Genomic DNA, 23,613 nt, shown 5'->3' on the forward strand with positions numbered 1-23,613 from the left:
AGATTATACTTTTGCCCCCACTTTGTATAAAGTTGCCCCTGTAGTTCAACGGATAGAATAGATGTTTCCTAAACATTAGATAGCAGTTCGATTCTGCTCGGGGGTACCAAAAACGTGTTTTTAAAGTTAAAAGGGTTCGAAAGTAACATAGTCGTCACCCAGATAGCCGGATAATTCATCATAGTATATATGTAGATCGTCAAAGTAAATATAGTCTCCGTTATCATATTCCATATAAATAGAGCCATAGTAGTCATCATTCCATTCCCAATAGAAAGTATATTTAGATTCTTTGAAATCACCGGGATAATCGCTGAAATAGCGTATGATACTTTCCTGTCCTCTGCCGTCTGAATGGAAAATAAGTCTTTGTTCGCAGTAATATCCGTCAACATCGTAATAGTCATCCCACCATCCGGTGCCATTGCAAAGAATATATTCCGGATCGTCTATATGATCGAATGGCTTGTCTACACAGCTATTAAATCCGCAAAGTATGGTTAACAGGAATATCAGGCTGAGTATATTTGTCTTTTTCATAACGGTTATATTTAATAATAGCACAAATATAACCGTTGTTTTCTAAATAATGCCATCCTTCCCCTTCAATAACATTTAATTAAGGAAGAGAAAGGATAGATATTAAGTTATTCCGCAGGCAACTCCTTGTCTTCCGTTGCATCCCATTTTCCGTTATCTCCGATCGTTAACTGGAATGTGTTATCTGGATCATCTGTTTGTGGTCTTGTATATAAGACTCCGGTGTAGCGGATCATTTTATTAAGTATAGGGAAGATATCAGAGATTGTTCTTGTGCGCATAACCATATTACTTATATCCGTAGAAGTAAGAACTACCGATATTTTTGTATCTCCACCAGGAATAAAAGACAGGAATGAATGAGAGGTGCCGGATTGCAATTTCTCTTCTTCTGTGAATGAGTGGATCAAGTGATACGGAGCGGGGGAGATAATTCCTTTTCCGGTTTGTATATTGAAACATCCCGGATAGTTGTCGGCTGTTAATTCAAATGTCTTGATATCGTCCGGTACAGGATCGGACGCACGGAATTCTATCTTGCCAATGATCCGTTTCAAGGATATGTATTCATTGGTTGCTTCATTTTGCCCGACGATAAGATCTTCAGAATGATAGAAAGAGTCTGACACTTCATCGAAAGACAGGATATTCTCTGAAAAGATAATATCTTCAGAACTGTGGGCTAAAAAACAAACCTGATAGCTTCCTGCCGCCAGGGTATCGTAAACAATACCGAAATCTTCCCCGGAATCTATATTATATGTACGATGTCGGATCGGTTCTTCCGGATTGTCCTGTTTGAACACAACATATTCTATGCGGGAACATAAATCACTCAGTTCCTTTTCGGAAGTATCTTCATCGGGAACAGTCGGTTCGGGAACCGTGTTAGGCGGCATACTGCGTGTAAGAGGGAACGGGAGTATCTCCTTTTGTAGTTGAACACTAAATTGCACCGGAAATAAATTCTGTACAATTTCAATTTCGTCCGAAGCCGGACTACTACAACCTGCAAACCAGAATATGCAGGCTAATGCATACAAGTCTTTCTTTTTCATAGTGAAGGAATTGTTAATGATAAAATCTACACAAAGAAAATACTTATTTTGGAATTTAAAAAATATTAAGGGGTTAATTCCTTGTTTATGGTTGGAACTTTCCTAGTTTTGTGGAAAACAGACTCAATGTAATAACCTTAAAATTAAAAGAGAATGGCACGTCCTGTAACATTATGCACCCTACAATGGGGTGATTTACCTCTCGAAACAGTTTGCGAAAAAGCGAAAGCTTTCGGATACGACGGATTGGAATTGGGTTTACCCAACCATCTGGATGTTCGTCGAACAGATCAGGCCTATTATGACGGTATAAAAGAACTGTTGGCTAAATATGACCTGAAGCTTTTCTGTATCTCCATCCATCTGATCAGTCAGGCGGTTTGCGATAATATCGACCAGCGGCATAAAGCAGTGCTTCCCGATTGTATTTGGGGAGACGGCGAACCGGAAGGTGTGCGCCAGCGTGCAGCCGAATATATGGTGCAGACAGCCCATGCGGCAAAAGCATTGGGTATCGATGTGGTTGCCGGATTTACCGGTAGTCCGATTTGGCAATGGCTTTATTCATTCCCCCCTGTTACGAATCAGATGATTGAAGATGGTTATGCTGACTTCGCCCGTCGTTTTACCCCGATCATGGATGAATATCAGAAGTTGGGTATTCGCTACGGCCTGGAGGTACATCCTACGGAAATAGCTTTCGATACCTATTCTGCCCGTAAGGCATTGGATGCGTTGAATAATCATCCTGCTTTCGGTTTCAATTATGACCCGAGCCATCTGGGCTATCAGGGCGTAGATTATGTAGATTTTATCAACCAGTTCCCCGACCGTATTTTCCATGTTCACATGAAAGATGTTTACTGGAGCGATACCCCGAAACAGATCGGCGTATTCGGTGGTCACTCAACCTTTGGAGACTCCCGCCGCTATTGGAATTTCCGCAGCATGGGACGTGGTAGGATTTGTTTCGAAGAAATTATCCGTGCCCTGAACGATATCAATTACCAGGGGCCGTTGTCAGTAGAATGGGAAGATAGCGCGATGGATCGCGAACACGGTGCACGTGAATCCTGCCAGTTCGTTAAGCAGGTGGATTTCCAGCCTTCGGGGTATGCGTTCGATGCTTTCTTTGATAAGAAATAAGAATTGTAAATAGCCGGAAAAAGGAATAATGGAGGAAAGGCAGGGTGAAACCGATAAAAAAAGTACCTTTGCGAAGAAGATACAAAAAGGTTTAACCATGGCAGGTAGTAATAATGAAATAGTAGTCTCCCATACATCAGACTTTATCAGGGAAATAAAGCATATCATTGATGCAGGTAAAAACACGGCATACGCGGCTGTGAATGCGGCAATGATTACGACTTATTGGAATATAGGTAGGCGCATTGTGGAGGAAGAACAGCACGGAAAAGAACGTGCCGAATATGGTAAGGAACTAATCAAAATGCTTGCCCATGAACTGACGCATGAGTATGGAAGCGGATTCAGCCAGCGTTATCTGGCCTATTTCCGCAAATTCTATGTTACTATCCCTGACATGTCAATTTTGCAAACGCGTTTGCAAAATCTGAAATGGTCGCATATTCTCACCACATTGCGAGTGGGCGATGAAGTTGCTATACGTTGGTATTTGGAAAACGCTTCGCAACAAATGTGGAGCGTACGCACATTAAGTCGGAATATTTCGACGCAATATTATGAGCGGCATTTCAAGCAACCGGCATTGTCCGAAGAGAATGTGAAAGCGACTGTTCCGCAAAAAGAAGAAATTCTGAAAAATCCGTTGATGGCGGAATTCCTTGGCTTTAAACCCGATAAAAGTTTTTCGGAACGCGACTTGGAGTCAAGTATTATCACTCATTTGCGGGATTTCCTGATGGAATTGGGACGGGGTTTTGCCTTTATTGCCCGACAACAACATATCCGCACGGATGCAGAAGATTATTTCATAGATCTCGTGTTCTACAATGTGGTGCTGAAATGCTATGTACTTGTGGACTTAAAAGTCGGCAAGATAACCCATCAGGATGTAGGGCAGATGGACATGTATGTGCGTATGTACGATGAATTGAAACGAACGGAAGGTGATAATCCAACCATAGGAATTGTGCTTTGCTCGGAAACAGATGCTGACATTGCACGCTATTCCATTTTGAAAGGCAACGAACAGATATTTGCTACTAAGTATAAGCTTTACTTACCTACGGAAGAACAGTTGCGATGTGAAATAGAACGGCAGAAAGAACTTTATCTGCTGCAACAGTCTGATCCGAAAGACTGATCATGTAGAACTCTTTCCGTAATATACTGTTTTTTCCCCGCTGAAACAACATGAAACGTCTATTATCAGAGGTGTAGTTTTTACTGCACCTCTTTTTTTGTGGTTGTAAAAAGTGGTTTGACAAAATGACACTAGTATAGCGACTAATCGGGATTAATATAGCGGGTAATTGAAATTAGTATTACGACTAATATTTTTTAACATACTAAAGGGAAAGCAAAAATCTGAAATAAGAAACAAATAGTAACTTTGTGAAACAACAGAAAAAGGTGGCTCGACTGCCGGATTAATATCCGGTGGCCGGGCCTTTTTGTTTACATCGATCAGTTTACCTTAAATCGAAACATCTTCATTGCTTGTGCACCGTATTGTTAACCTTCGGTGCTTCAAGTGTAGAACAACTTAAAAAAAGAAAGACTCATGGAGTATAGAATAATCAAATTCGGAATATATGCGTCGGTAAGTAGCAGTATGCTTTTCTTATCCGGCGGCGTTACAGATCATAACAGTTTTACTAATCATAACAAATAAATAAAAAATAAGCATATGAGTATAATTATGAACCGAGTATACGGCCATACAGAACTGGCCATACTGTATTTTCCTAGAATATTAGCAAAATCGGCCTCTTCGCAGCTGTCTTTGTGGATCAATCGTGATGAAGATCTATTAGCAGAGTTGAAAAAAGCGGGTTATAAAAAAGGCCAGCGTATGTATACACCTCGTCAGGTAGCGATCCTGAGAGATCACTTAGGTGACCCCGAAACATGGAAAGGATGTTAAAACAGAAACAATAATTAATGAAGCATTTAGGGCAATAGCAAAAAAAGCCGTAGATTAACTCTATTTTAACAGATGTACGTGCGCGTACATCATATATGTATATAAATTAGAGAAAATACAGGTATAAGGTGCATGATAATGCATTGAAGTTATATAAAACAAAAGGTGAAGCTGAAAAATGGAGTGGCTAGGAAAAACGATCGTTTTAATTCGTCAACAAAGTTACTCATAGTTTCTAAACCGCCAAAGAAATCAATAAAATTCTTTTCCTTCCTATCTTCTTTCTTATCAATAGAATACGAAAGTCTGTACAAAAAACCCGTTTTGAATTACGAACAGATCATGATCAAAACAAAATGACTAGAAAAAACGATCCTTTTAGCTCGTCATTTAACAAATGGCAACACTTTTGATCGGGTGAACAGGCTTTTAAGTAACACTATTATTAATATTAAATTTTAAATTATGAACAAAAAGTTTTCTACACTTATGGCTGTCTTCCTGGCAGCCGGTGCTACGTTTACTGTAGAGGCTGGGGTGGTGAAAGTTACTACGCCGGTTAATGGTAGACAGTATGTGATTGGAGTGGAAGATGCAGGTTTAGCGAACGGTGCATTTTCAGCAAATACACAAATCTTGAATGCGAATTCAGGTAAAGGTGGAGTAGAAGCAGCTGTCGCATTAAAAAATGCTACAAAAGTTGATGGTTTTACACAGTGGTTCTTTAATTCTACTACTACTGATGAATATCGTGTCTCTTTAGAGGCTTCAGCTAAGTATTTGGCTGCAAGTTCTACTACAGCAATGACGATTACGGCGGGAACGGAGTCTACTGATATTGCCAAAGATACTTGGAAAGTAAATAGTAAAAAATTTGGTGCAGCTTTTGCAGGGACTACTACTGTTGCTTGTACTGACCAAATTACATTTACTCCTGGTGTGGGTAATGCTGGAACAGTTGCTTTGAGTACATCTGGTAGTGACATCAGTTTTTACGCTGAAAACTACGACGAAGCAGCCGAAACTATTAGCGGCATGACCTTCAATCTGAAGAACTCTGTTGCTGCTGATGAATATGTATTCATCAAGATTGGTGATAAGTTTGTTTCTGTGGCAGCTGATGGTTCTACTGTTGAAATGGTATCTGCTGATGCATTGAAAACAACAGAAGGTAAATTCAGAGCTACATTTAAGGTTTCCGGTACTACTAAGTACCAGGCTGTAGCGGCAACAAATCAGACAAATAGCTTTTTGAAAGCAGGTGTTAGTGCTGGAAATGGCTTGTCATTAGATGCTACAGCTTCAGCTACTGAATTTTTCTTTGATAACTCAACTACCTACATCGGTCAGAAAGGTGCAAGCATGTACACTGCTACCGGTGCTGCTAATTATGTAAATGAAGAAGGTAAAACAACAGCGGTTGGCGTAACTACTCCTGATCAACGTCCGGAAGTAAAGATATACGAATCATCAAACATATTGAAGGCAGCCGATGGTTCTTCAACAAATCCGCTTGTTTCTGCAGAAAACTTTGTTAGTGGTGGCAAGTATTTATTGTCAAGTGATGGAACAAACTTCCAGAAGGTAACAGCTGTTGCTGCTGGAACAGGTGTTGTTACTCTTGCTGCAACAACTACTATTGACGAAGATGCAATGTGGGAAGTAAAACAGACTGTTGATGCTTCCGGCAACTATTCTTATACATTCTATAATGTAGGAAAGAAAGCTTATTTGAAATTGACATCAGGTTCAACTACTTATAATTCAGGTATTGAAGAACAGGGTTATACAGGTGGTTTTGTATTGGTGGCTGCTGGAACAAATACAGCTTTGAGCCAAAATGGAAATGTTGCTGCAACTCTTGCAACTTTAGCTTTAACAGATGCAAAACAGCTTTTCGGTCTTTACGATGCCGGTTCAGCTCCTTATACAAATACTGAATTAGCCGCTTTGGAAAATGGCGCATTCTCAATGACAATCGCTATCGACAAAGATAATGTAGGGAAAAAGACGATCAAAGGAGCAGATGTTTTTGCTGGTTCTTTGACTCCGGTTGCAGCTAGTGCAAATGTAACTCGTTTCCAACTGAAAGATGCTGATGGTAAATATATAGTATTAGCTAAGAAACAAGCTTGGGGCGTTAGCGATTTGAATGGTACATCCAACAGAGGATTGAAGTTTGTAAAAGTAGCTGCTGCTGATAAAGATAAAGCTGATTACTATTCTTGGTTTGAAATCGGTTATCCGATGGTAACAGGTAAAACTTATGAAGAACTGATCGTTAATGTATATGCTGCTTCTACAGGTGGTACTTCCGAAGGTCGTCTGTTTATCTCTGAAGTAGATAAAAACTATTATCTGACTGTTACTCAGACATTGGCTTCAGGCGAAGCATGGGCTTATGTTCAAACAGGTGGAAGCACATTAGTAAATCTGAAAACATTCCTTCAGAAAGGCAAGTTCTACACAGTTGCTCAGGTAAATGAAGATTATCAGATTGAAAAAGTATTAGGCACTTCTTTGTCTGGCGAAGCTGCATTGTTAGATAAGGGTGCTGTTCAGATGGATCAACCGGAAGGACAGTGGGCTGCTTCTGTAGATGCTAGCGGTAAATTGGTTCTGACCAACCGTGAAAGTCTGAAAGCTTATGATAAGTTAGGTATCCTTTACGGAACTGACAAAGACGACGTTTATAAAAACGGTGACAAACTGTATCTGATCAAAGTTGTTGAAAAACACGCTGCTACCGATGGTTACGAAGCATGGACAAACAACCAACTGCGCGACGAACAATATACATTAGGATTCTATTCTAACGTATTAGGCGCTGCCGCTTATATGTCTGAAAATCATTCTAACAAGCATCTGATCGGTCTTGAAAAAGACATCAAAGAAGCTACCGCTTGGGACGTAAAAGCATTCGATGCTAAGAGAACAGACGATGCTCAGACTGACTCAGTTTACGTTGTCAGCGACCTGTATTTCTGGAACAAAGACAAGAAGGGCGGAGCCGACTGGGATATCGTAGCCGATACATTGAAAACTGTATCTTATAAGTTTATCAATGCTTCTAACGGTGAGCCTGTTAAGTTCAGCACTGAAGAAAATGCATACGTTTGTGATAAAGACAAAGATGTGGACGGTGCACCGCGTTTCGCAATCAAGAAGATGGCAGACGGTAAATATAATGTGGTAGCTGTAAAGGCTAATGCTGCAGCAGTAGATGCAGATAAGTATTATACTTTGGCAGGTAACAAATTGTATGGTGGTTTCTCTGTAGCTCAGGGTAATGTAAACGCAACAGGCATGTATAACAAGTCAGAAAACGACCTGGCTGTTATCGAAAAGACAGCTGCTCCTGAATACGTAAAACGTAGCATGGGCGACACGATCCGTATCTTCCGCGAAGGTGCAGACGCTTCTATCCTGTTTGAAAAGGGCGAATTCCTGGGTCTTGAAAACATCCACGAATTTACAAAGATGGCTCCGGCTATGTATGTCGACACTGCTTACTACAACCGTGGCACCAACAACCGTTGGCAGTATCTGCTGGGCGTAGAAATCGACCGCAAAGTAGTTAACGACGACTGTGGATACCCTTCACACGAAAAATTCCATGCCGACACAACTTACGGACGCTTCCTGGTGAACCTGGTAGACTCAGCAGAATTGTATAAGAAAACTCATCTGCACGACAACAAGTATGTAAATACTGAAGGTTTCGCAAAATTAGGTTTCGTAAAAGGTTTCCATACAAACGACACATTGGTAATCCAGCGCAACGGTGTATTGATCCCTGCCAAAGCAGATTCAATCTACATGGGTAGCAAAGATTTCAACGTAGCTAAGTTTGCTTTCCGTATCGTCGACCACGAAACGAATGCATTCAAGATTGAAACTCTTTACAAGAAATACTCAGATGGTCCTGCAGCTAAAGCTGATAAGTTAGGTTACTTGAAATGGATGAACGGTTTCGTAGTAGTTGTAAACGACATCAACAACGGCGATACATTCAACCTGGAAGCTGACCACAGCGCTCCTACAGCCAACGACAACATCAACGCAACTTCATTCGGTGTAACAACCCGCGAAGGTGAAGTAGTGATCACCGGTGCTGAAGGCAAGACTGTTACTATCAGTAACGTTTTGGGTCAGGTAGTTGCAACAGCCATGATTACTTCCAACGAAGCCACTATCTCTGTTCCTGCAGGTGTAGTAATCGTAGCCGTTGAAGGTGAAGCAGCTGTAAAAGCAATCGTAAAATAAGAAACTATTTATAATCAATAAATTTAAATTTGACTGCGCGGTGATATCGGACAAGAATCAACCAATTACCCCGTGAGGGCGAACAAGCGGTCGATATTAATACTAAAGTAATGAAATAAAGTTCTTCTGTTCTACCTCTGTGAAGAGCGAAAACAGACAAAAAGGTAAGCCGTTCCAACTAATTGGTTGGGGCGGCTTTACTTCGTTTATGACCTCATAACTTTTCTTTATAAGCTACGGCTGGATTTTCAGCAATTATAATTAACTTTGCGGTTGGTTGAAAAGTAAAAACTAAAGTATGAAGAAAATTAGAGCCGCCATCGTTGGATATGGCAACATTGGAAAGTATGTGTTAGAGGCCCTGGAGGCTGCTTCTGATTTTGAAGTGGCAGGTGTTGTACGTCGTAATCCGAATGACGTGCCGGACGAACTGAAAGCTTATACTGTGACTGACAGTATCACTAAGTTAGATAAAGTAGACGTTGCCATCCTTGCAACTCCTACACGCAGCGTTGAAACATACGCAAAAGAAATTCTTGCATTAGGTATCAATACAGTGGATAGCTATGATATCCACGGAGGTATCGTAGACCTGCGCCGTTCGCTCGATGCCGTAGCCAAAGCACATAATACAGTAGCTGTAATTTCTGCCGGATGGGATCCGGGAAGCGACTCTGTTGTACGTGCCCTGCTGGAAGCAATGGTTCCGAAAGGAATTACTTATACAAACTTCGGCCCGGGTATGAGTATGGGACATACCGTTGCCGTGAAAGCGATCGAAGGGGTGAAAGCCGCTTTGTCGATGACTATTCCGATGGGTACAGGCGTTCACCGCCGTATGGTATATATCGAAGTGAAAGACGGTTACGATTTCAAGCAGGTAGCTGCTGCTATCAAAGCTGATGATTATTTTGCACACGACGAAACACATGTAATGCAGGTGGAATGTGTAGACAACCTGCTGGATATGGGACATGGTGTGAACCTGGTTCGCAAAGGTGTTTCCGGTAAGACGCAGAACCAGTTGGTTGAATTCGATATGAAGATCAACAATCCGGCTCTTACAGCCCAGATCCTTGTAGCCGTTGCCCGTGCAAGCTTCAAGCAGCAACCGGGTGCTTATACCATGATCGAACTGCCGGTGATCGATATGATCTGCGGAGAAAGAGAAGACCTGATCAGACGACTTGTTTAATACAATAAATATGCTCGATTTTATTACCTGGACGGCTGACCCCGCCATATTTTCCATAGGTTCACGCGAAATACGCTGGTATGGACTTGCTTTCGCAATCGGTTTCTGGATTGGTTACACCATCGTGAGCCGGATGTGGAAAAATGAAAAACTTCCTCCCGCATGGATCGACTCTTTGTTGATCTACACCATGTTGGGTACTGTGATCGGAGCCCGGTTAGGACATTGCCTGTTCTACGACCCCGGATATTATCTGGCCAATCCGATCGAAATACTGAAAGTATGGGAAGGTGGATTAGCCAGTCACGGCGGTACATTAGGTATCGTAATAGCCATTTATTTCTATTCCAAACGTATCACCCACAAAAGTATGCTTTGGACATTTGATAAACTGGTGGTTCCAACCGGTCTGGTTGCGGCTATGATCCGTTTAGGTAATTTGATGAACCATGAGATTTACGGTCATCCGACCGATCTTCCCTGGGGATTCCGTTTTATCGAGAACCTACATGCCTGGAAAATGGGAGCGGAGCCGGTCTTTACGGTACCTTGTCATCCGACCCAATTGTATGAAGCACTGTGTTATTTAGTCACGTTCGCGATCTGTATGTGGCTTTACTTTATAAAGAAAGAATGGAAACGTGAAGGTCTTATATTCGGAGTCTTTATGATTTGTGTATTCGGTTCACGTATTTTCATCGAATTCTTAAAGAATAATCAGGAAGCTTTTGAGGATAATATGGTATTGAATATGGGCCAGTGGCTCAGTATACCGTTTGTTTTGGCGGGCTGTTGGTTTGTCTGGAGAGCTTTGACAAGAAAGCCCAATAACTACGAAGAATTAAAAATAAAAAAATAGATTGTCAATTGTCCATTGTCAATTTTGAATTGTTGCAGAATGTACAAATTAAAAGAAATAGCAGATAAAGTATATTATGTAGGAGTAAACGACCGTCAGAAGGCCCTTTTCGAAAATATGTGGCCTTTACCATACGGTGTTTCCTATAATTCGTATTTGATTGTAGATGAGAAGACTGTATTGATAGATACAGTGGATGTTTGCTACTCCGATATATTTTTGAAAAAAATAGCTGATGCGCTCGACGGCCGTACGCTCGATTACCTGATCGTCAACCATATGGAGCCCGATCATGCCGGTAGCATCCGCCTGTTGCGCCAGCAATATCCGGATGTGCAGATTGTTGGTAACAAGCAGACATTCGGTATGTTGGACGGATATCATGGCATCACGACCGGACTTCATGAAGTAAAGGAGGGCGATACGTTGAATATCGGATATCACCAGTTGGCTTTCTACATGGCTCCGATGGTGCACTGGCCGGAAGTGATGGTCACTTACGACTCGACAGATAAGCTGTTATTTTCTGCTGATGCTTTCGGTACATACGGAACTCTCGACGGCGGTGTGATCGATGAGGAAATGAATGTCGATCATTTCTGGGAAGAGATGATCCGTTATTATTCTAATATCGTAGGCAAATACGGAAATCCGGTACAGCGTGCTTTGCAGAAGCTTTCTGCGCTCGGGATCAATACGATTTGTTCGACTCATGGTCCTGTGTGGCGTAAGTATGCAAAGAAAGCGATCGATATCTACGATCGTATGAGCCGTTATGAAGGGGAAGACGGTGTAGTCGTTATCTATGGCAGCATGTATGGCAATACGGAACAGATGGCGGAAGCGATCGCTTCGTCTTTGTCGGCTCATGGTGTGAAGAATATCGTATTACATAATGTCAGTAAGAGTCCTGCGTCGTATATCCTGAAGGATGTATTCAAATATAAAGGTCTTATTATCGGTAGCCCGACTTATTCGAACAGCCTGTTCCCTGAAGTGGAAGCCGTGTTGAGCAAGATCGAAATGCGCGAGGTGAAAAACCGTCTGTATGGCTATTTCGGTTCCTTTACCTGGGCGGGAGCGGCCGTTAAACGCCTGACTGCTTTCGGTGAAAAGATGAAATGGGAAACCGTTGGTGCCCCCGTTGAACAAAAGCAGGGAATGAAATCCGATAAATACGAAGAGTGCTGGGCTCTGGGTGAAGCGATGGCTACTAAACTAAAAAACATATAATAACCTGTTTAAAATACAAACGTTATGAGACTAATTATTGAACCTGATTACGAGCAACTCTCAAAGTGGGCTGCCAATTATGTAGCTGCAAAGATTAAAAAAGCTAATCCGACTGCAGAAAAACCTTTTGTACTGGGATTGCCTACGGGATCGTCTCCTCTGGGTATGTACAAGAACCTGATCGAACTGAACAAACAAGGGGTTATCTCTTTCCAGAATATCATCACTTTCAACATGGATGAATATGTAGGATTGCCGAAAGATCATCCTGAAAGCTATCATTCGTTCATGTGGAACAACTTCTTCAGCCATGTAGACATTAAGCCGGAGAATGTGAATATCCTGAACGGTAACGCTCCCGACCTGGAAGCTGAATGTGCTGCTTACGAAGCAAAGATGAAAGCGGTAGGTGGTGTAGATTTGTTCCTGGGTGGTATCGGCCCTGACGGCCATATCGCATTCAACGAACCGGGTTCTTCCTTGTCTTCACGTACACGTGTAAAGTCATTGACAACAGACACGATCATCGCTAACTCTCGTTTCTTCGACAACGATGTAAACAAGGTTCCGAAGACTTCTGTAACAGTAGGTGTAGGAACTGTACTGGATGCAAAAGAAGTATTGATCATGGTAAACGGCCATAACAAAGCTCGTGCTTTGCAGCAGGCTGTTGAAGGTGCTGTTAACCAGATGTGGACAATCACTGCTTTGCAGATGCACCCGAAAGGTATTATCGTAGCCGACGAAGCTGCTTGCGCTGACATCAAAGTCGGAACATACAACTACTTCAAAGATATCGAAAAAGATAATCTTTGTCCTTGCAGTTTGCTGAAGTAAGATTCATTTCAGCTTCTTAATAAGAAAAACAAAACCGGAAGGTAGCCCCTTCCGGTTTTGTTTTTTGTATGTGTTAATTCTCGTCTTGTTTGTAATAGAAACAGGAAGAATGCGTTAATACTATTGTTACTGTTTTAATTTAAGTATTTATCTTTGGTCTGTGTTTATGAGTAAAAACAGACATTGTGGGAATGAAATAGTTTAAGTTTGTTGAGATAGTATTTTGTGTTTAATATCTAAAACAATTATGTAGTATGAAAAAGATTGCATTTTTATTACTTCTGTTCGTGGCATTTCAGGTAAGTGCACAGGAATTTCATTTTATTCCGAAGATTGGTTTAAACATGGCCAATATAACAAACTCTGATGGTAGTATGAAACCGGGACTGAATATAGGAGTTGCCGGTGAGGTGATGATGACTGAGCGTTTTGCCATTGAGCCGGGGATCTTTTATTCAATGCAGGGAACGAAGGATAAGGAAAGTGGTACGACGATGAAGATTAAAAATGATTACCTGAACATACCTATCCTGTTTAAAGGATATGTATATGAAGGATTTAATCTGTTTGCCGGGCCGCAGTTGGGCTTTAAAGTATCTTCTAAGATAAAAGCATCCCAGTCGGGAACCTCTGTTTCTACCAGTGAAGGTAGCGATTTATTTAAAACAGTAGATTTCGCAATTGTTCTTGGAGCCGGATACCAGTCGCCTATGGGGTTCCTTGTATCTTTGAATTATAATATCGGTTTGACAAATACAATCGATAAAGATAAGTTTTCCTCTCTTCTGGGAACAAAAATTGATGAAACATGTCGTAACGGGGTACTTCAGCTTAACGTCGGTTGGCGTTTCTAACTTATTTAAAGCCGGATTGTGCAAACTTTAGAGCGAAATCTGGATAATCCGGCTTTAAAAGAATCTTTATTTTTGTGGTATAAATATTACTACCATGAAAGAAACAATTGTAACTATTCTACTTTTAACCTTGTCTCTGCAAATCCTTTGGGGACAGGAACAGATCTTGCCGGTACCTTCCACACAACCAAGTCCGGCACAGCAAAAACAGATTGCCCGTAAATACGGTATGTTCATTCATTTCGGGATCAATACTTTTCATGATCAGGAATGGACGGATGGTTCGAAACCGGCATCTTCTTATCAGCCGACCGCTGTCGATGCGGATCAATGGATCAGAGTGGCTAAAGAGGCTGGTATGAAATATGTGATCCTTACGGCGAAACACCATGAAGGGTTCTGTTTGTGGGATAGCCAATATACGGAATACGATGTGGCAAATTCCGGAAATAAGACAAATGTAATAGAAGAAATAGCCAAGGCATGTAAGAAATATGATATTGGCCTGGGATTGTATTATTCCTTGTGGGATCGGAAAGTCAATGCGGATGTGAAAGACAGGAGCCTGGATGCGGAATATAATAAATATATGTTGCGTCAGTTAGATGAGTTGATCGATATCGTGCAGCCTTATACCAATATCGTAGAGTTCTGGTTCGATGGAGGATGGGAGAAAGAGAACGATCGTTGGCCGGTAAAAGAAATCTATCAGACGATCAAATCGAGAGAACCGGATTGCCAGATCGGTATAAACTGGAGTATCGGTTTGCCGGATAACCCGGATGCACATCCTGTATTACCGGAAAATCAGAAAGCAGGCTATCCGATCCGTTATTTTCCGAGCGACTTCCGGTTGGGTGACCCGTATCTGCCTGCCGATAACGATCCGAAAGTCTTTACCTACGACGGCAAAGAGTATTATATGCCCTGGGAGTCTACTATTTGTATTAGCGAACGCTGGTTCTATAATACAACGGATAAGAAATATAAGCCGGTCGATGAATTAGCCCGGTTATACCGTCAATGTACGAAAAATGATAACATCCTTATTCTGAACTGCCCTCCGGCACGTGACGGTAAGATACGCGACATGGATATCCGATTGCTGAAGGACTTGCGTAAGGTTATCCGGTAATAGTGACGGAAACAGTCTTTCAATGATTGAACATATCTTTGTTATAAAAGTCTAATATTTTGATCTGCGCATTATAGGCTGTCTGAGCCGGACTATCCGGATTCAGTTCGATGGCTGTCAGATAGTTGTTCAGGGCCTGGCGAATATCCCCCATTTTGCGGTAGACATTTCCACGTAAGTAAAACGCTTCATCGTCTGAAGCGTTTTTTTTGATGTATTCGTCCAACAAATGCAATGCTTCGTCTGTTTTATTATCGTTGATAAGTTGTCTGATTGTTTCCATGTTGAAATAATGTGATATTTTGTGGACAAAGATAATTCTGAAGAGGTTACATACATAATAATCACGGTTTAAAAAACTGTTTTTTTGTTACTGATATACGGTTACGTTAATTATTTGTGTATGTTTGCACTCGATTTCTAAAAAGTGAAAAGTGATTATGCAAAAGAATCTGGTAATAGTGGAGTCACCCGCCAAGGCAAAAACCATTGAAAAGTTCCTCGGAAAAGATTTTAAGGTAATGTCGAGTTACGGGCACATCCGCGATTTGAAAACAAAAGAATTCAGTATAGACGTAGAACACGACTATGCTCCGCAGTACGTGATACCGACTGATAAAAAGAAGCTGGTGTCCGAATTGAAATCCGAAGCAAAGTCTGCCGAACAGGTATGGCTCGCATCCGATGAGGACCGCGAAGGAGAGGCTATTTCCTGGCATCTGTATGAGGTTCTGGGATTGAAACCGGAGAATACGAAACGTATTGTCTTCCATGAGATTACCAAAAATGCTATTTTGCATGCCATTGAAACGCCGCGCGATATCAATATCGACCTGGTAAATGCACAGCAGGCGCGCCGTGTATTGGATCGTATCGTTGGTTTCGAACTTTCTCCTATTTTATGGAGAAAAGTAAAGCCGGCTTTGTCTGCCGGACGTGTGCAGTCGGTGGCTGTCCGCCTGATTGTCGAGCGCGAACGCGAGATTAACGATTTCGTTTCGGAAGCGGCTTACCGTGTAATTGCTAATTTTATTCTTCCCGACGGAACAACAGTCCTGAAAGCAGAACTGAACAAGCGTCTGAAAGATAAGAAAGAAGTTATGGAGTTCCTTGAGTCCTGCAAGGCTGCTTCTTTCACTATCGACGAGATCACTAAGAAACCGGTTAAGAAATCACCTGCACCACCTTTTACTACATCCACTTTGCAGCAGGAAGCGGCCCGTAAGCTGGGGTATTCCGTGTCGCAAACCATGATGATCGCACAACGCTTGTATGAATCCGGGTTGATCACCTATATGCGTACCGACTCGGTGAACCTGAGTGATCTGGCTCTGGGAACAGCCAAAGAAGCGATCCTGGAAACGTACGGGGAAAAATATCATAAGTTCCGTCAGTACCATACCAAGAGTAAGGGTGCACAGGAAGCGCATGAAGCGATCCGTCCTACCTATATAAGTAATGTGGAGATAAGCGGTTCTGCACAGGAAAAGAAATTATATGAACTGATCCGTAAGCGGACGATCGCATCCCAGATGGCTGATGCCGAACTGGAACGTACGACGATCTCCGTTTGTATCGATAATAAGAAAGAAAAATTCGTGGCTGTGGGTGAGGTGATCACTTTCGACGGTTTCCTTCAGGTATATCGCGAAAGCTACGACGATGATAACGACAAAGAACAGGATAAGGAAAACGGTTTGTTACCACCTGTCGAACTGCACGAGGTATTGACGTTGAATGATATCGTGGCAACGGAACGTTTTACACAACGTCCGCCGCGTTATACGGAAGCCAGCCTTGTCCGCCGTCTGGAAGAACTGGGTATCGGTCGTCCTTCTACTTATGCGCCGACTATTCAGACGATCCAGAATCGTGAATATGTGGTAAAGGGCGACAAAGAAGGTACGGAACGCGTTTATAGTGTTGTAACACTGGCTAAAGGCAAGATTAAAGATGCCGAAAAGAAAGAAATAGTAGGTGCAGACCGCGGAAAGTTGATGCCTACCGATATCGGTACAGTGGTAAACGACTTCTTGATGGAATACTTTCCGTCTGTAATGGATTATAACTTTACGGCCAGCGTCGAGAAAGAATTCGATGCCGTGGCGGAAGGAGAAATGGTTTGGACAAAGGCGATAGACAAGTTCTATAAGATGTTCCATCCGATCGTAGAAGAAACCGCGGCATTAAAGACTGCACATAAGGTAGGCGAGCGCGAATTAGGTATCGATCCGAAAAGCGGTAACCCCGTATTTGTGAAGATCGGTCGTTATGGTCCCGTTGTACAGATCGGCCAGGCGCATACGGAAGACAAAGAGGCTCCGAAGCCTCAGTTTGCAACTTTGATGAAAGGTCAGTCGATCGAGACTATCACACTCGAAGAGGCATTGAAATTGTTCGATCTTCCCCGCACGATCGGCGAATATGAAGGAAAAGAAATGGTGGCTGCTGTCGGACGTTTCGGGCCTTTTATCCGTCATGACGGTAAGTTTATCTCTATACCGAAAGATCTGAATCCTCTATCTATTACAGTAGAGGAAGCGATCGGGTTGATCGATGAGAAACGTAAGAAAGACGAACAGCGTTTTCTGAAGAAGTTTGAGGAAGATCCTGAACTGGAAATCCTGAACGGTCGTTACGGTCCTTACATTACGTATAAAAAGGCTAATTACCGGATACCGAAGACTGTCACGGAACCGGAAAAGCTCACTTTTGAAGAGTGTATGAAGATCATCGCTGAAGCTGCGGAAAAACCGGCAACACCGAAAAAGCGGACAACAAAGAAGAAAGCATAATAGAAAACCAAGAGATAAAAAAGGTTCCTGTCGATTAATTCAACAGGAACCTTTTTTATGAGTGATATTCTCGTTCTTACATTCTTTCTGGAACCTCGATACCCAGTAACGACATACCAGATTTAACAATCTTAGCCACGTTGGCAGATAATACCAGACGGAATTGTTTGATCTCCGCATTCTCTTCGCGAAGGATAGAGAAGTCGTGATAGAACTGGTTGTATTCTTTCACCAGGTCGTAGATATAATTGGCAATGAAAGCCGGGCTATATTCTTTACCTGCTTCTCTTACGGTAACGGCATAGTCGGCGATCATTTGTACCAGTCCTTCTTCTTTCTCAGAAATAGGAGTATCGGCAGGCAATTGTTCCGGTAAGGTGATGCCTTGTTCGGCTGCTTTGCGTAAAACGGAACGGATCCGGGCGTAAGTGTACTGAATGAACGGACCGGTATTTCCGTTGAAGTCGATCGATTCTTTCGGATTGAAGGTCATGTTCTTACGCGGATCGACTTTTAGTATGAAATATTTTAAAGAACCCAGACCGACGATGCGGGAGATATCGGCTGCTTCGTTCTCCGTCATTTCATCCAGTTTGCCGAGTTCCTGGGATATTTCGTGAGCAGTGTTAATCATCTCGTCCATGAGGTCGTCTGCATCGACTACGGTTCCTTCACGGCTTTTCATCTTTCCTTCCGGCAGTTCTACCATTCCGTAAGAGAAATGTACCAGTCCTTTTCCGAATTCGAAGCCCAGCTTATCGAGCAGGATAGATAACACCTGGAAGTGGTAGTTCTGTTCGTTGCCGACCACATAGATCATCTTGTTAATCGGGTAATCGTCGAAACGCAGTTTGGCAGTACCGATATCCTGTGTCATATATACGGAAGTACCGTCGGCACGGAGCAGCAGTTTCTCGTCCAGTCCGTCTTTGGTCAGGTCGGCCCAGACAGAACCGTCTTCGCGGCGGTAGAAGATACCTTTTTCAAGTCCTTCCATCACTTTGCCTTTTCCTTCCAGGTAGGTTTGTGATTCGTAATAGATTTTATCGAAGTCTACGCCCATCATTTTGTAGGTTTCATCGAAACCGGCGTATACCCAGCTGTTCATCTTTTCCCACAAAGCGCGTACTTCAGCGTCTCCAGCTTCCCATTTGCGAAGCATTTCGCGGGCTTCGGCCATTAAACCGGATTGTGCTTCGGCTTCTTCTTTGGTAAGACCTTTGGCCTCCAGTTCTTTCAGCTCCTGTTTGTAGTGCTTGTCGAATAAGACATAAAAGTCGCCGATCAGATGGTCGCCCTTCTTGCCGGACGATTCGGGAGTAACGCCTTCACCCCATTTCTGCCAGGCAAGCATGGATTTACAGATATGGATACCGCGGTCGTTTACGATATTAGTCTTTACAACCTTGTTACCGTTTGCTTTCATGATCTCTGCCAGGCTGTAACCGAGCAGGTTATTACGTACGTGGCCTAAGTGCAGCGGCTTGTTGGTGTTAGGTGAAGAATATTCGATCATAACGAGCGGCGATTGTTCCGTCGCCGGTACGATCCCGTAAGATGGTTGTGCATTTACGCTATTCAGCAGATCGATCCAGCAAGGGCCGGCTACGGTCAGGTTAAGGAAGCCTTTTATCACATTAAATTCAGCGATAGCCGGTTCATTTTTCTGCAGGTATTCGCCGATTTCCTGTGCCGTTTGTTCCGGTGATTTCTTCGATGTGCGAAGAAAAGGGAATACGACCAGGGTAAGATGTCCTTTAAACTCTTTCTTTGTTTTCTGCAACTGTATCTGGTTGGCCGGGACTTCGGCTCCGTACAGTTCTTTTATGCCGGCAATGATCGCACCGGTAATCTGCTGTTCAATAACCATATTCTTACTTCTATAATATTCGGATTTTATTTTGTCCGCAAAGGTACATGATTATTTTCTAAAAACCTTCGTCCGGGGGATTTTGAATTAGCTATCGATGGCTCGATAGACTTTTCATAGGAAAACAAGGGGTTCAATGCAATAAGCAATTGTTTTTATAAAATGAGCAAGACGGGGATTTGCGTTTCGATAATAGATAAAAAACGGTTTGTTTATGATTTGTGTTTTGAATAGCGAAAACAACCAAAGGCTTTCATTTGTCATGGGTTGTGGTCTGGAAAGTCGAGATATAATATCAGAAACAATTATAGGATAATTATTTATTTGAATACTACGATCTTTGTAATTGATAGAGAAAGTGTTTCCAGTATGATTTCATTGCCCTTTCGATGGCTTCCTGAGTCGGTGGATTGGAATTTAATAGGGTACAAGTTATTATCAATCGTTGTTAGGAATGGCAATACACTGTATTTAAGATAGATATCACTCGGATGGGATTGTCCGGGAATAAAAATAATATAGATGAAAAGAGCATTTATACTCATATTATTCATACTCGGATGTTTGACCTCCGAGGGTAAAGCGCAGAAAATTGCGGTGAAAAGCAATCTTTTGTATGATGCGACTACGACCATGAACCTGGGGTTGGAGTTCGGCTTGTCACGTAAGTGGACATTGGATATTCCTGTTAATTATAATCCCTGGAAGCCGGATAACGGCAGGCGTTTGCGTCACTGGGGGATACAACCGGAATTGCGCTATTGGTTCTGTGAAAGTTTCAACCGGACGTTTGTCGGTTTGCATGCCCATTATGCCGATTTCAATGTGGGCGGCCTGCCGGGTATATTCAGCGAGAACATGCAGAAAAATCGCTATCAGGGACATCTGTATGGTGCTGGTTTTTCGGTCGGACATTCCTGGATATTGAAAAAACGTTGGAGCATCGAAGCTTCGATCGGTTTGGGATATGCACGTATCGAATATGAAAAATATCCTTGTGCCGAATGCGGTTCCAAACTGAAAGATACCGGACGGAATTATTTCGGTCCGACCAAAGCAGCCCTGTCAATTATTTATCTGATTAAATAGAAGGAGAGTGATGAAAAGAAATATACAAATCATTATATGCGTATTGGTTTTTGCCGGTCTGAATAGCTTTCAGGCGAAAGCGCAGTCCCGCTCTTATGAGGGAAACATTACCGTGAATCCCGTACGGTTGGAGCAATTGGGCGACTCTCTTTATATCGATATGGATATCGTGCTGAGCGGAGTAAAAGTAAAATCGACACGTGGTGTGGAATTGATACCGCAACTGGTTTCCGCAGAACATACACGAACCTTGCCGGAAGTTACCATGAAGGGCAAAGACGAATATAAGGTCTACGAACGCTCGCTTTCGCTGATGAATGCCGGGGAAAGGGCTGTTTACAAACAGCCGTATACCGTTGAGAAGATAAACAAAGCGACCGACAAAACGATACGATACCGTTATATCCTGCCGTACGAATCGTGGATGGCCGATGCGCATCTGGATATGCAACGGGATGAATGCGGTTGCGGCGAGACTTTACTGATGAAGGTGGAGCCGGTAGCCGATAAAGTTACGTTGGAACATATTCCTGAGCCTTACCAGGTACGACCTCACCTGGCTTTTGTGAAGCCGGTAGTCGAAGCAGTCAAACGGCGTGATATCCAGGTGGAGAGTTTCCTTGATTTCGAGGTGAATAAAACAAATATCCGTCCTGAGTATATGAACAATCCGCAGGAGTTGGCAAAGATACGTTCGATGATCGACGAATTGAAATCTGATCCGAGCATCGAAGTGAAAGACCTGGATATTATCGGTTATGCTTCTCCCGAAGGCTCGCTGGCAAACAACAAACGTTTGTCGGAAGGGCGTGCCATAGCGTTACGCGATTATCTGTTATCACGTTACGATTTTCCGCGCAATCAGTATCATACCGTTTTCGGTGGAGAGAACTGGGAAGGATTGGTAAAGGTGCTTGATGCCGGCAATATTGAATATAAAAACGAAATACTGGCGATTATCGATAATCATCCGTCAGATACGGAAAGAAAAGCCCGGTTGAAACAATTGCAGGGAGGAGCACCTTTCCGCTATCTGTTACAAAATGTATATCCCCGTCTGCGTGTTGCGGTTTGTAAAGTAAACTTCAATGTGAAGAATTTCGATGTGGAAGAAGCGAAGGAGGTGATAAAAAAACGCCCTCAAAACCTGAGCTTGAATGAAATGTTTATGGTCGCTAACAGTTATCCGGTCGGATCTCAGGAGTTTGTCGATGTCTTTGAAATAGCCGTGCGGATGTATCCGGAAAACGAAGTCGCCAATATGAACGCGGCAGCTGCAGCCCTGCTGCGTAGTGATCCGGTGGCTACAGAACGTTATCTTGCTAAAGTTAATTCAAAAGAACCGGAGTATCTCAATTCATTGGGCGTAGTTGCTTTGCTGAAAGGTGAATATGAATCTGCAGAGAATTATCTGAAAACAGCTGCCGGTTCAGGTCTGCAAGCTGCCAAAGAAAATCTGGAAGAACTGGAAAAGAAAAAAGCCAATATAGCTGAGATTGAAAATAGAAAGAGATAAATAAATGAGTAAATAGTACTAATTAAATGTGTTTTTTTAATGAAAAAGAAGAATTATTTTTTGTGCACACTTGCAGCATTGATGTTTGCATCGTGTAGTGAAAATCTGCCGGACGACGGAGACGAAGGTAACGGCGCTACCAATACGGACGGAGAAGCCTGGGTGTCTTTAAACATCCAGACAGGAGCAAGGACAAAGGCCTTGAATAATCCGGATGAGGAAAATGGTACGGCGGATGAATCAAATGTTGAAAAGATTATGATCGTTTTCTTTGATGATCATTTGTCAAATAATGCTAATCCGGGAGTGGTAGAAACGAAGGAATGGGATTCTTCCGATCCCGAAATCTCAACTCCGGGACAACCTGACGGGACCGCGACAAAAGCATTTAAGGTAAAGAAGACTGCGAAAGCTTTTATGGTTGTATTAAATCCGTCTCCTGAGTTTGAACTAGTAGCGGGTACGGCAACTAGTTTTTCAACCCTTAACGCTGCGATAGCTACTACCGATGTAACTTCGGTTATTGGTTCAGGTAAGAATTACTTTATGATGACGAATGCCAAAGGACAGCTGGAACCGACAACAGTTACATTGACTAGTCCGGTTTCTGTAGTAGATACGGATTTGGTAACCTATCCGACTGCGGCTGAAGCGGAGTCAAAACCTCAGAAAGTGACGGTCGACCGTGTCGCTGCAAAAGTACGTTTGTTTGCAAACGCCAGTTATACAGGAAATAGTATCGATGTCACTACTGTAGGGTGGGCATTGAATGTGACGAATAAGAAATATTTTCCGATGTCTGAAAGAACAGCAACATGGATGGAAGGCGGCGGAACAACCGGACCTAATGATGGTTCTCCCCGTGGCACTTTTATCTCTCCGTTCGATATCTGGGAATTCGGTTCTTACAGAAAAGACCCGAATTATGACGGTCAGAAAACGAGCATGACGGATATAACTACTACTCCTTACACGGACAATTATACTTATTACACTCATGCCTCTGCTCCGACATGGTCTGGTGTAACGGCTGGTCCTTCTACGAATCCTAATGCCTCTAAGATCCCTGCTTTGTATTGCCTGGAAAATACACAGGAAGAAGATGATAATTACCAGGCTTATACTACGCATGTGTTGTTGAAAGCAACTACTGTACCTACCGGATTGAAACTTCCGGGCGGTGGTTCTTATGATGGAACAACTAATAATGATACCGATGTAGATGGTTCCGGTAGTGTTATTTCCGGAAAAGACTGGATCAAGATCGGTTCAGGTTATTATTCTTATAAGTTGGTT

18 protein-coding genes and 1 tRNA gene are annotated in these 23,613 nt (G+C 42.6%); 15 read left to right on the forward strand and 4 right to left on the reverse strand.

The window, feature by feature from the left end:
• Nucleotides 1–34: 34 nt before the first annotated feature.
• A tRNA-Arg gene (locus QZ076_RS15760) sits at nucleotides 35–109 on the forward strand.
• A gap of 17 nt (nucleotides 110–126) precedes the next feature.
• Here QZ076_RS15760 and QZ076_RS15765 read toward each other — a convergent pair.
• A complete protein-coding gene (locus QZ076_RS15765; protein WP_293714644.1) occupies nucleotides 127–540 on the reverse strand; it encodes a hypothetical protein in 414 nt (137 codons plus the stop codon).
• A 107-nt stretch (nucleotides 541–647) separates the two neighbouring features.
• A complete protein-coding gene (locus QZ076_RS15770) occupies nucleotides 648–1,598 on the reverse strand; it encodes a hypothetical protein (RefSeq protein ID WP_293714645.1) in 951 nt (316 codons plus the stop codon).
• A gap of 153 nt (nucleotides 1,599–1,751) precedes the next feature.
• On the opposite strand from QZ076_RS15770, the gene QZ076_RS15775 reads away from it, so the two are divergent.
• The 10 genes from QZ076_RS15775 to QZ076_RS15820 all read left to right on the forward strand — a co-directional run bounded on the left by QZ076_RS15775 (nucleotide 1,752) and on the right by QZ076_RS15820 (nucleotide 15,047).
• On the forward strand, nucleotides 1,752–2,744 hold the full coding sequence (locus QZ076_RS15775) for a sugar phosphate isomerase/epimerase (RefSeq protein ID WP_293714646.1): 993 nt from the start codon (nucleotides 1,752–1,754) through the stop codon (nucleotides 2,742–2,744).
• A 97-nt stretch (nucleotides 2,745–2,841) separates the two neighbouring features.
• Nucleotides 2,842–3,885 carry a PDDEXK nuclease domain-containing protein gene (locus tag QZ076_RS15780; RefSeq protein WP_293714647.1) on the forward strand — a complete coding sequence of 348 codons (1,044 nt, stop codon included), beginning with the start codon at nucleotides 2,842–2,844 and terminating at the stop codon, nucleotides 3,883–3,885.
• 546 nt (nucleotides 3,886–4,431) lie between these two features.
• Complete coding sequence (locus tag QZ076_RS15785; protein WP_293714648.1) at nucleotides 4,432–4,668, forward strand: DUF4248 domain-containing protein; 237 nt, start codon at nucleotides 4,432–4,434, stop codon at nucleotides 4,666–4,668.
• A gap of 465 nt (nucleotides 4,669–5,133) precedes the next feature.
• On the forward strand, nucleotides 5,134–8,934 hold the full coding sequence (locus tag QZ076_RS15790; RefSeq protein WP_293714649.1) for a DUF6383 domain-containing protein: 3,801 nt from the start codon (nucleotides 5,134–5,136) through the stop codon (nucleotides 8,932–8,934).
• 298 nt (nucleotides 8,935–9,232) lie between these two features.
• A complete protein-coding gene (locus QZ076_RS15795; RefSeq protein ID WP_293714650.1) occupies nucleotides 9,233–10,129 on the forward strand; it encodes a diaminopimelate dehydrogenase in 897 nt (298 codons plus the stop codon).
• Nucleotides 10,130–10,139: 10 nt separating this feature from the next.
• Nucleotides 10,140–10,988: a prolipoprotein diacylglyceryl transferase gene (lgt, locus tag QZ076_RS15800; protein ID WP_293714651.1), complete on the forward strand. Its 849-nt coding sequence runs from the start codon at nucleotides 10,140–10,142 to the stop codon at nucleotides 10,986–10,988.
• A gap of 39 nt (nucleotides 10,989–11,027) precedes the next feature.
• On the forward strand, nucleotides 11,028–12,221 hold the full coding sequence (locus QZ076_RS15805) for an FprA family A-type flavoprotein (protein ID WP_293714652.1): 1,194 nt from the start codon (nucleotides 11,028–11,030) through the stop codon (nucleotides 12,219–12,221).
• Between the two features lie 24 nt (nucleotides 12,222–12,245).
• The gene (gene nagB / locus QZ076_RS15810) at nucleotides 12,246–13,058 is read left to right on the forward strand and encodes a glucosamine-6-phosphate deaminase (protein WP_046148218.1); all 813 of its coding nucleotides are present in this window, start codon (nucleotides 12,246–12,248) and stop codon (nucleotides 13,056–13,058) included.
• Between the two features lie 254 nt (nucleotides 13,059–13,312).
• The gene (locus QZ076_RS15815; RefSeq protein ID WP_293714653.1) at nucleotides 13,313–13,912 is read left to right on the forward strand and encodes a porin family protein; all 600 of its coding nucleotides are present in this window, start codon (nucleotides 13,313–13,315) and stop codon (nucleotides 13,910–13,912) included.
• 94 nt (nucleotides 13,913–14,006) lie between these two features.
• The gene (locus tag QZ076_RS15820; RefSeq protein ID WP_293714654.1) at nucleotides 14,007–15,047 is read left to right on the forward strand and encodes an alpha-L-fucosidase; all 1,041 of its coding nucleotides are present in this window, start codon (nucleotides 14,007–14,009) and stop codon (nucleotides 15,045–15,047) included.
• Nucleotides 15,048–15,066: 19 nt separating this feature from the next.
• Here QZ076_RS15820 and QZ076_RS15825 read toward each other — a convergent pair whose 3' ends face one another.
• On the reverse strand, nucleotides 15,067–15,330 hold the full coding sequence (locus QZ076_RS15825) for a tetratricopeptide repeat protein (protein ID WP_293714655.1): 264 nt from the start codon (nucleotides 15,328–15,330) through the stop codon (nucleotides 15,067–15,069).
• A gap of 157 nt (nucleotides 15,331–15,487) precedes the next feature.
• On the opposite strand from QZ076_RS15825, the gene topA reads away from it, so the two are divergent.
• A complete protein-coding gene (gene topA / locus QZ076_RS15830; RefSeq protein ID WP_293714656.1) occupies nucleotides 15,488–17,842 on the forward strand; it encodes a type I DNA topoisomerase in 2,355 nt (784 codons plus the stop codon).
• 76 nt (nucleotides 17,843–17,918) lie between these two features.
• Here topA and argS read toward each other — a convergent pair whose 3' ends face one another.
• Nucleotides 17,919–19,712 carry an arginine--tRNA ligase gene (gene argS, locus QZ076_RS15835; RefSeq protein ID WP_293714657.1) on the reverse strand — a complete coding sequence of 598 codons (1,794 nt, stop codon included), beginning with the start codon at nucleotides 19,710–19,712 and terminating at the stop codon, nucleotides 17,919–17,921.
• Between the two features lie 522 nt (nucleotides 19,713–20,234).
• On the opposite strand from argS, the gene QZ076_RS15840 reads away from it, so the two are divergent.
• The 3 genes from QZ076_RS15840 to QZ076_RS15850 all read left to right on the forward strand — a co-directional run.
• Complete coding sequence (locus QZ076_RS15840) at nucleotides 20,235–20,801, forward strand: DUF3575 domain-containing protein (RefSeq protein WP_293714658.1); 567 nt, start codon at nucleotides 20,235–20,237, stop codon at nucleotides 20,799–20,801.
• 7 nt (nucleotides 20,802–20,808) lie between these two features.
• Nucleotides 20,809–22,317 carry a DUF3868 domain-containing protein gene (locus QZ076_RS15845; RefSeq protein ID WP_293714659.1) on the forward strand — a complete coding sequence of 503 codons (1,509 nt, stop codon included), beginning with the start codon at nucleotides 20,809–20,811 and terminating at the stop codon, nucleotides 22,315–22,317.
• 39 nt (nucleotides 22,318–22,356) lie between these two features.
• Nucleotides 22,357–23,613: Mfa1 family fimbria major subunit (locus QZ076_RS15850; protein WP_293714660.1), on the forward strand; the 1,257-nt coding region annotated here is incomplete at its 3' end.

Origin of the sequence: uncultured Parabacteroides sp. (assembly GCF_905196875.1) — a bacterium.
GTDB lineage: Bacteria > Bacteroidota > Bacteroidia > Bacteroidales > Tannerellaceae > Parabacteroides.

Excerpts from the sequence above, each read along its gene's own strand:
- QZ076_RS15840 (WP_293714658.1), top strand. The coding sequence starts at position 20,235 with ATGAAAAGAGCATTTATACTCATATTATTCATACTCGGATGTTTGACC.
- topA (WP_293714656.1), top strand. The coding sequence starts at position 15,488 with ATGCAAAAGAATCTGGTAATAGTGGAGTCACCCGCCAAGGCAAAAACC.
- QZ076_RS15765 (WP_293714644.1), bottom strand. The coding sequence starts at position 540 with ATGAAAAAGACAAATATACTCAGCCTGATATTCCTGTTAACCATACTT.
- QZ076_RS15820 (WP_293714654.1), top strand. The coding sequence starts at position 14,007 with ATGAAAGAAACAATTGTAACTATTCTACTTTTAACCTTGTCTCTGCAA.
- QZ076_RS15805 (WP_293714652.1), top strand. The coding sequence starts at position 11,028 with ATGTACAAATTAAAAGAAATAGCAGATAAAGTATATTATGTAGGAGTA.
- QZ076_RS15770 (WP_293714645.1), bottom strand. The coding sequence starts at position 1,598 with ATGAAAAAGAAAGACTTGTATGCATTAGCCTGCATATTCTGGTTTGCA.
- QZ076_RS15780 (WP_293714647.1), top strand. The coding sequence starts at position 2,842 with ATGGCAGGTAGTAATAATGAAATAGTAGTCTCCCATACATCAGACTTT.
- lgt (WP_293714651.1), top strand. The coding sequence starts at position 10,140 with ATGCTCGATTTTATTACCTGGACGGCTGACCCCGCCATATTTTCCATA.
- argS (WP_293714657.1), bottom strand. The coding sequence starts at position 19,712 with ATGGTTATTGAACAGCAGATTACCGGTGCGATCATTGCCGGCATAAAA.
- QZ076_RS15795 (WP_293714650.1), top strand. The coding sequence starts at position 9,233 with ATGAAGAAAATTAGAGCCGCCATCGTTGGATATGGCAACATTGGAAAG.
- QZ076_RS15825 (WP_293714655.1), bottom strand. The coding sequence starts at position 15,330 with ATGGAAACAATCAGACAACTTATCAACGATAATAAAACAGACGAAGCA.
- QZ076_RS15815 (WP_293714653.1), top strand. The coding sequence starts at position 13,313 with ATGAAAAAGATTGCATTTTTATTACTTCTGTTCGTGGCATTTCAGGTA.
- QZ076_RS15790 (WP_293714649.1), top strand. The coding sequence starts at position 5,134 with ATGAACAAAAAGTTTTCTACACTTATGGCTGTCTTCCTGGCAGCCGGT.
- QZ076_RS15775 (WP_293714646.1), top strand. The coding sequence starts at position 1,752 with ATGGCACGTCCTGTAACATTATGCACCCTACAATGGGGTGATTTACCT.
- nagB (WP_046148218.1), top strand. The coding sequence starts at position 12,246 with ATGAGACTAATTATTGAACCTGATTACGAGCAACTCTCAAAGTGGGCT.
- QZ076_RS15785 (WP_293714648.1), top strand. The coding sequence starts at position 4,432 with ATGAGTATAATTATGAACCGAGTATACGGCCATACAGAACTGGCCATA.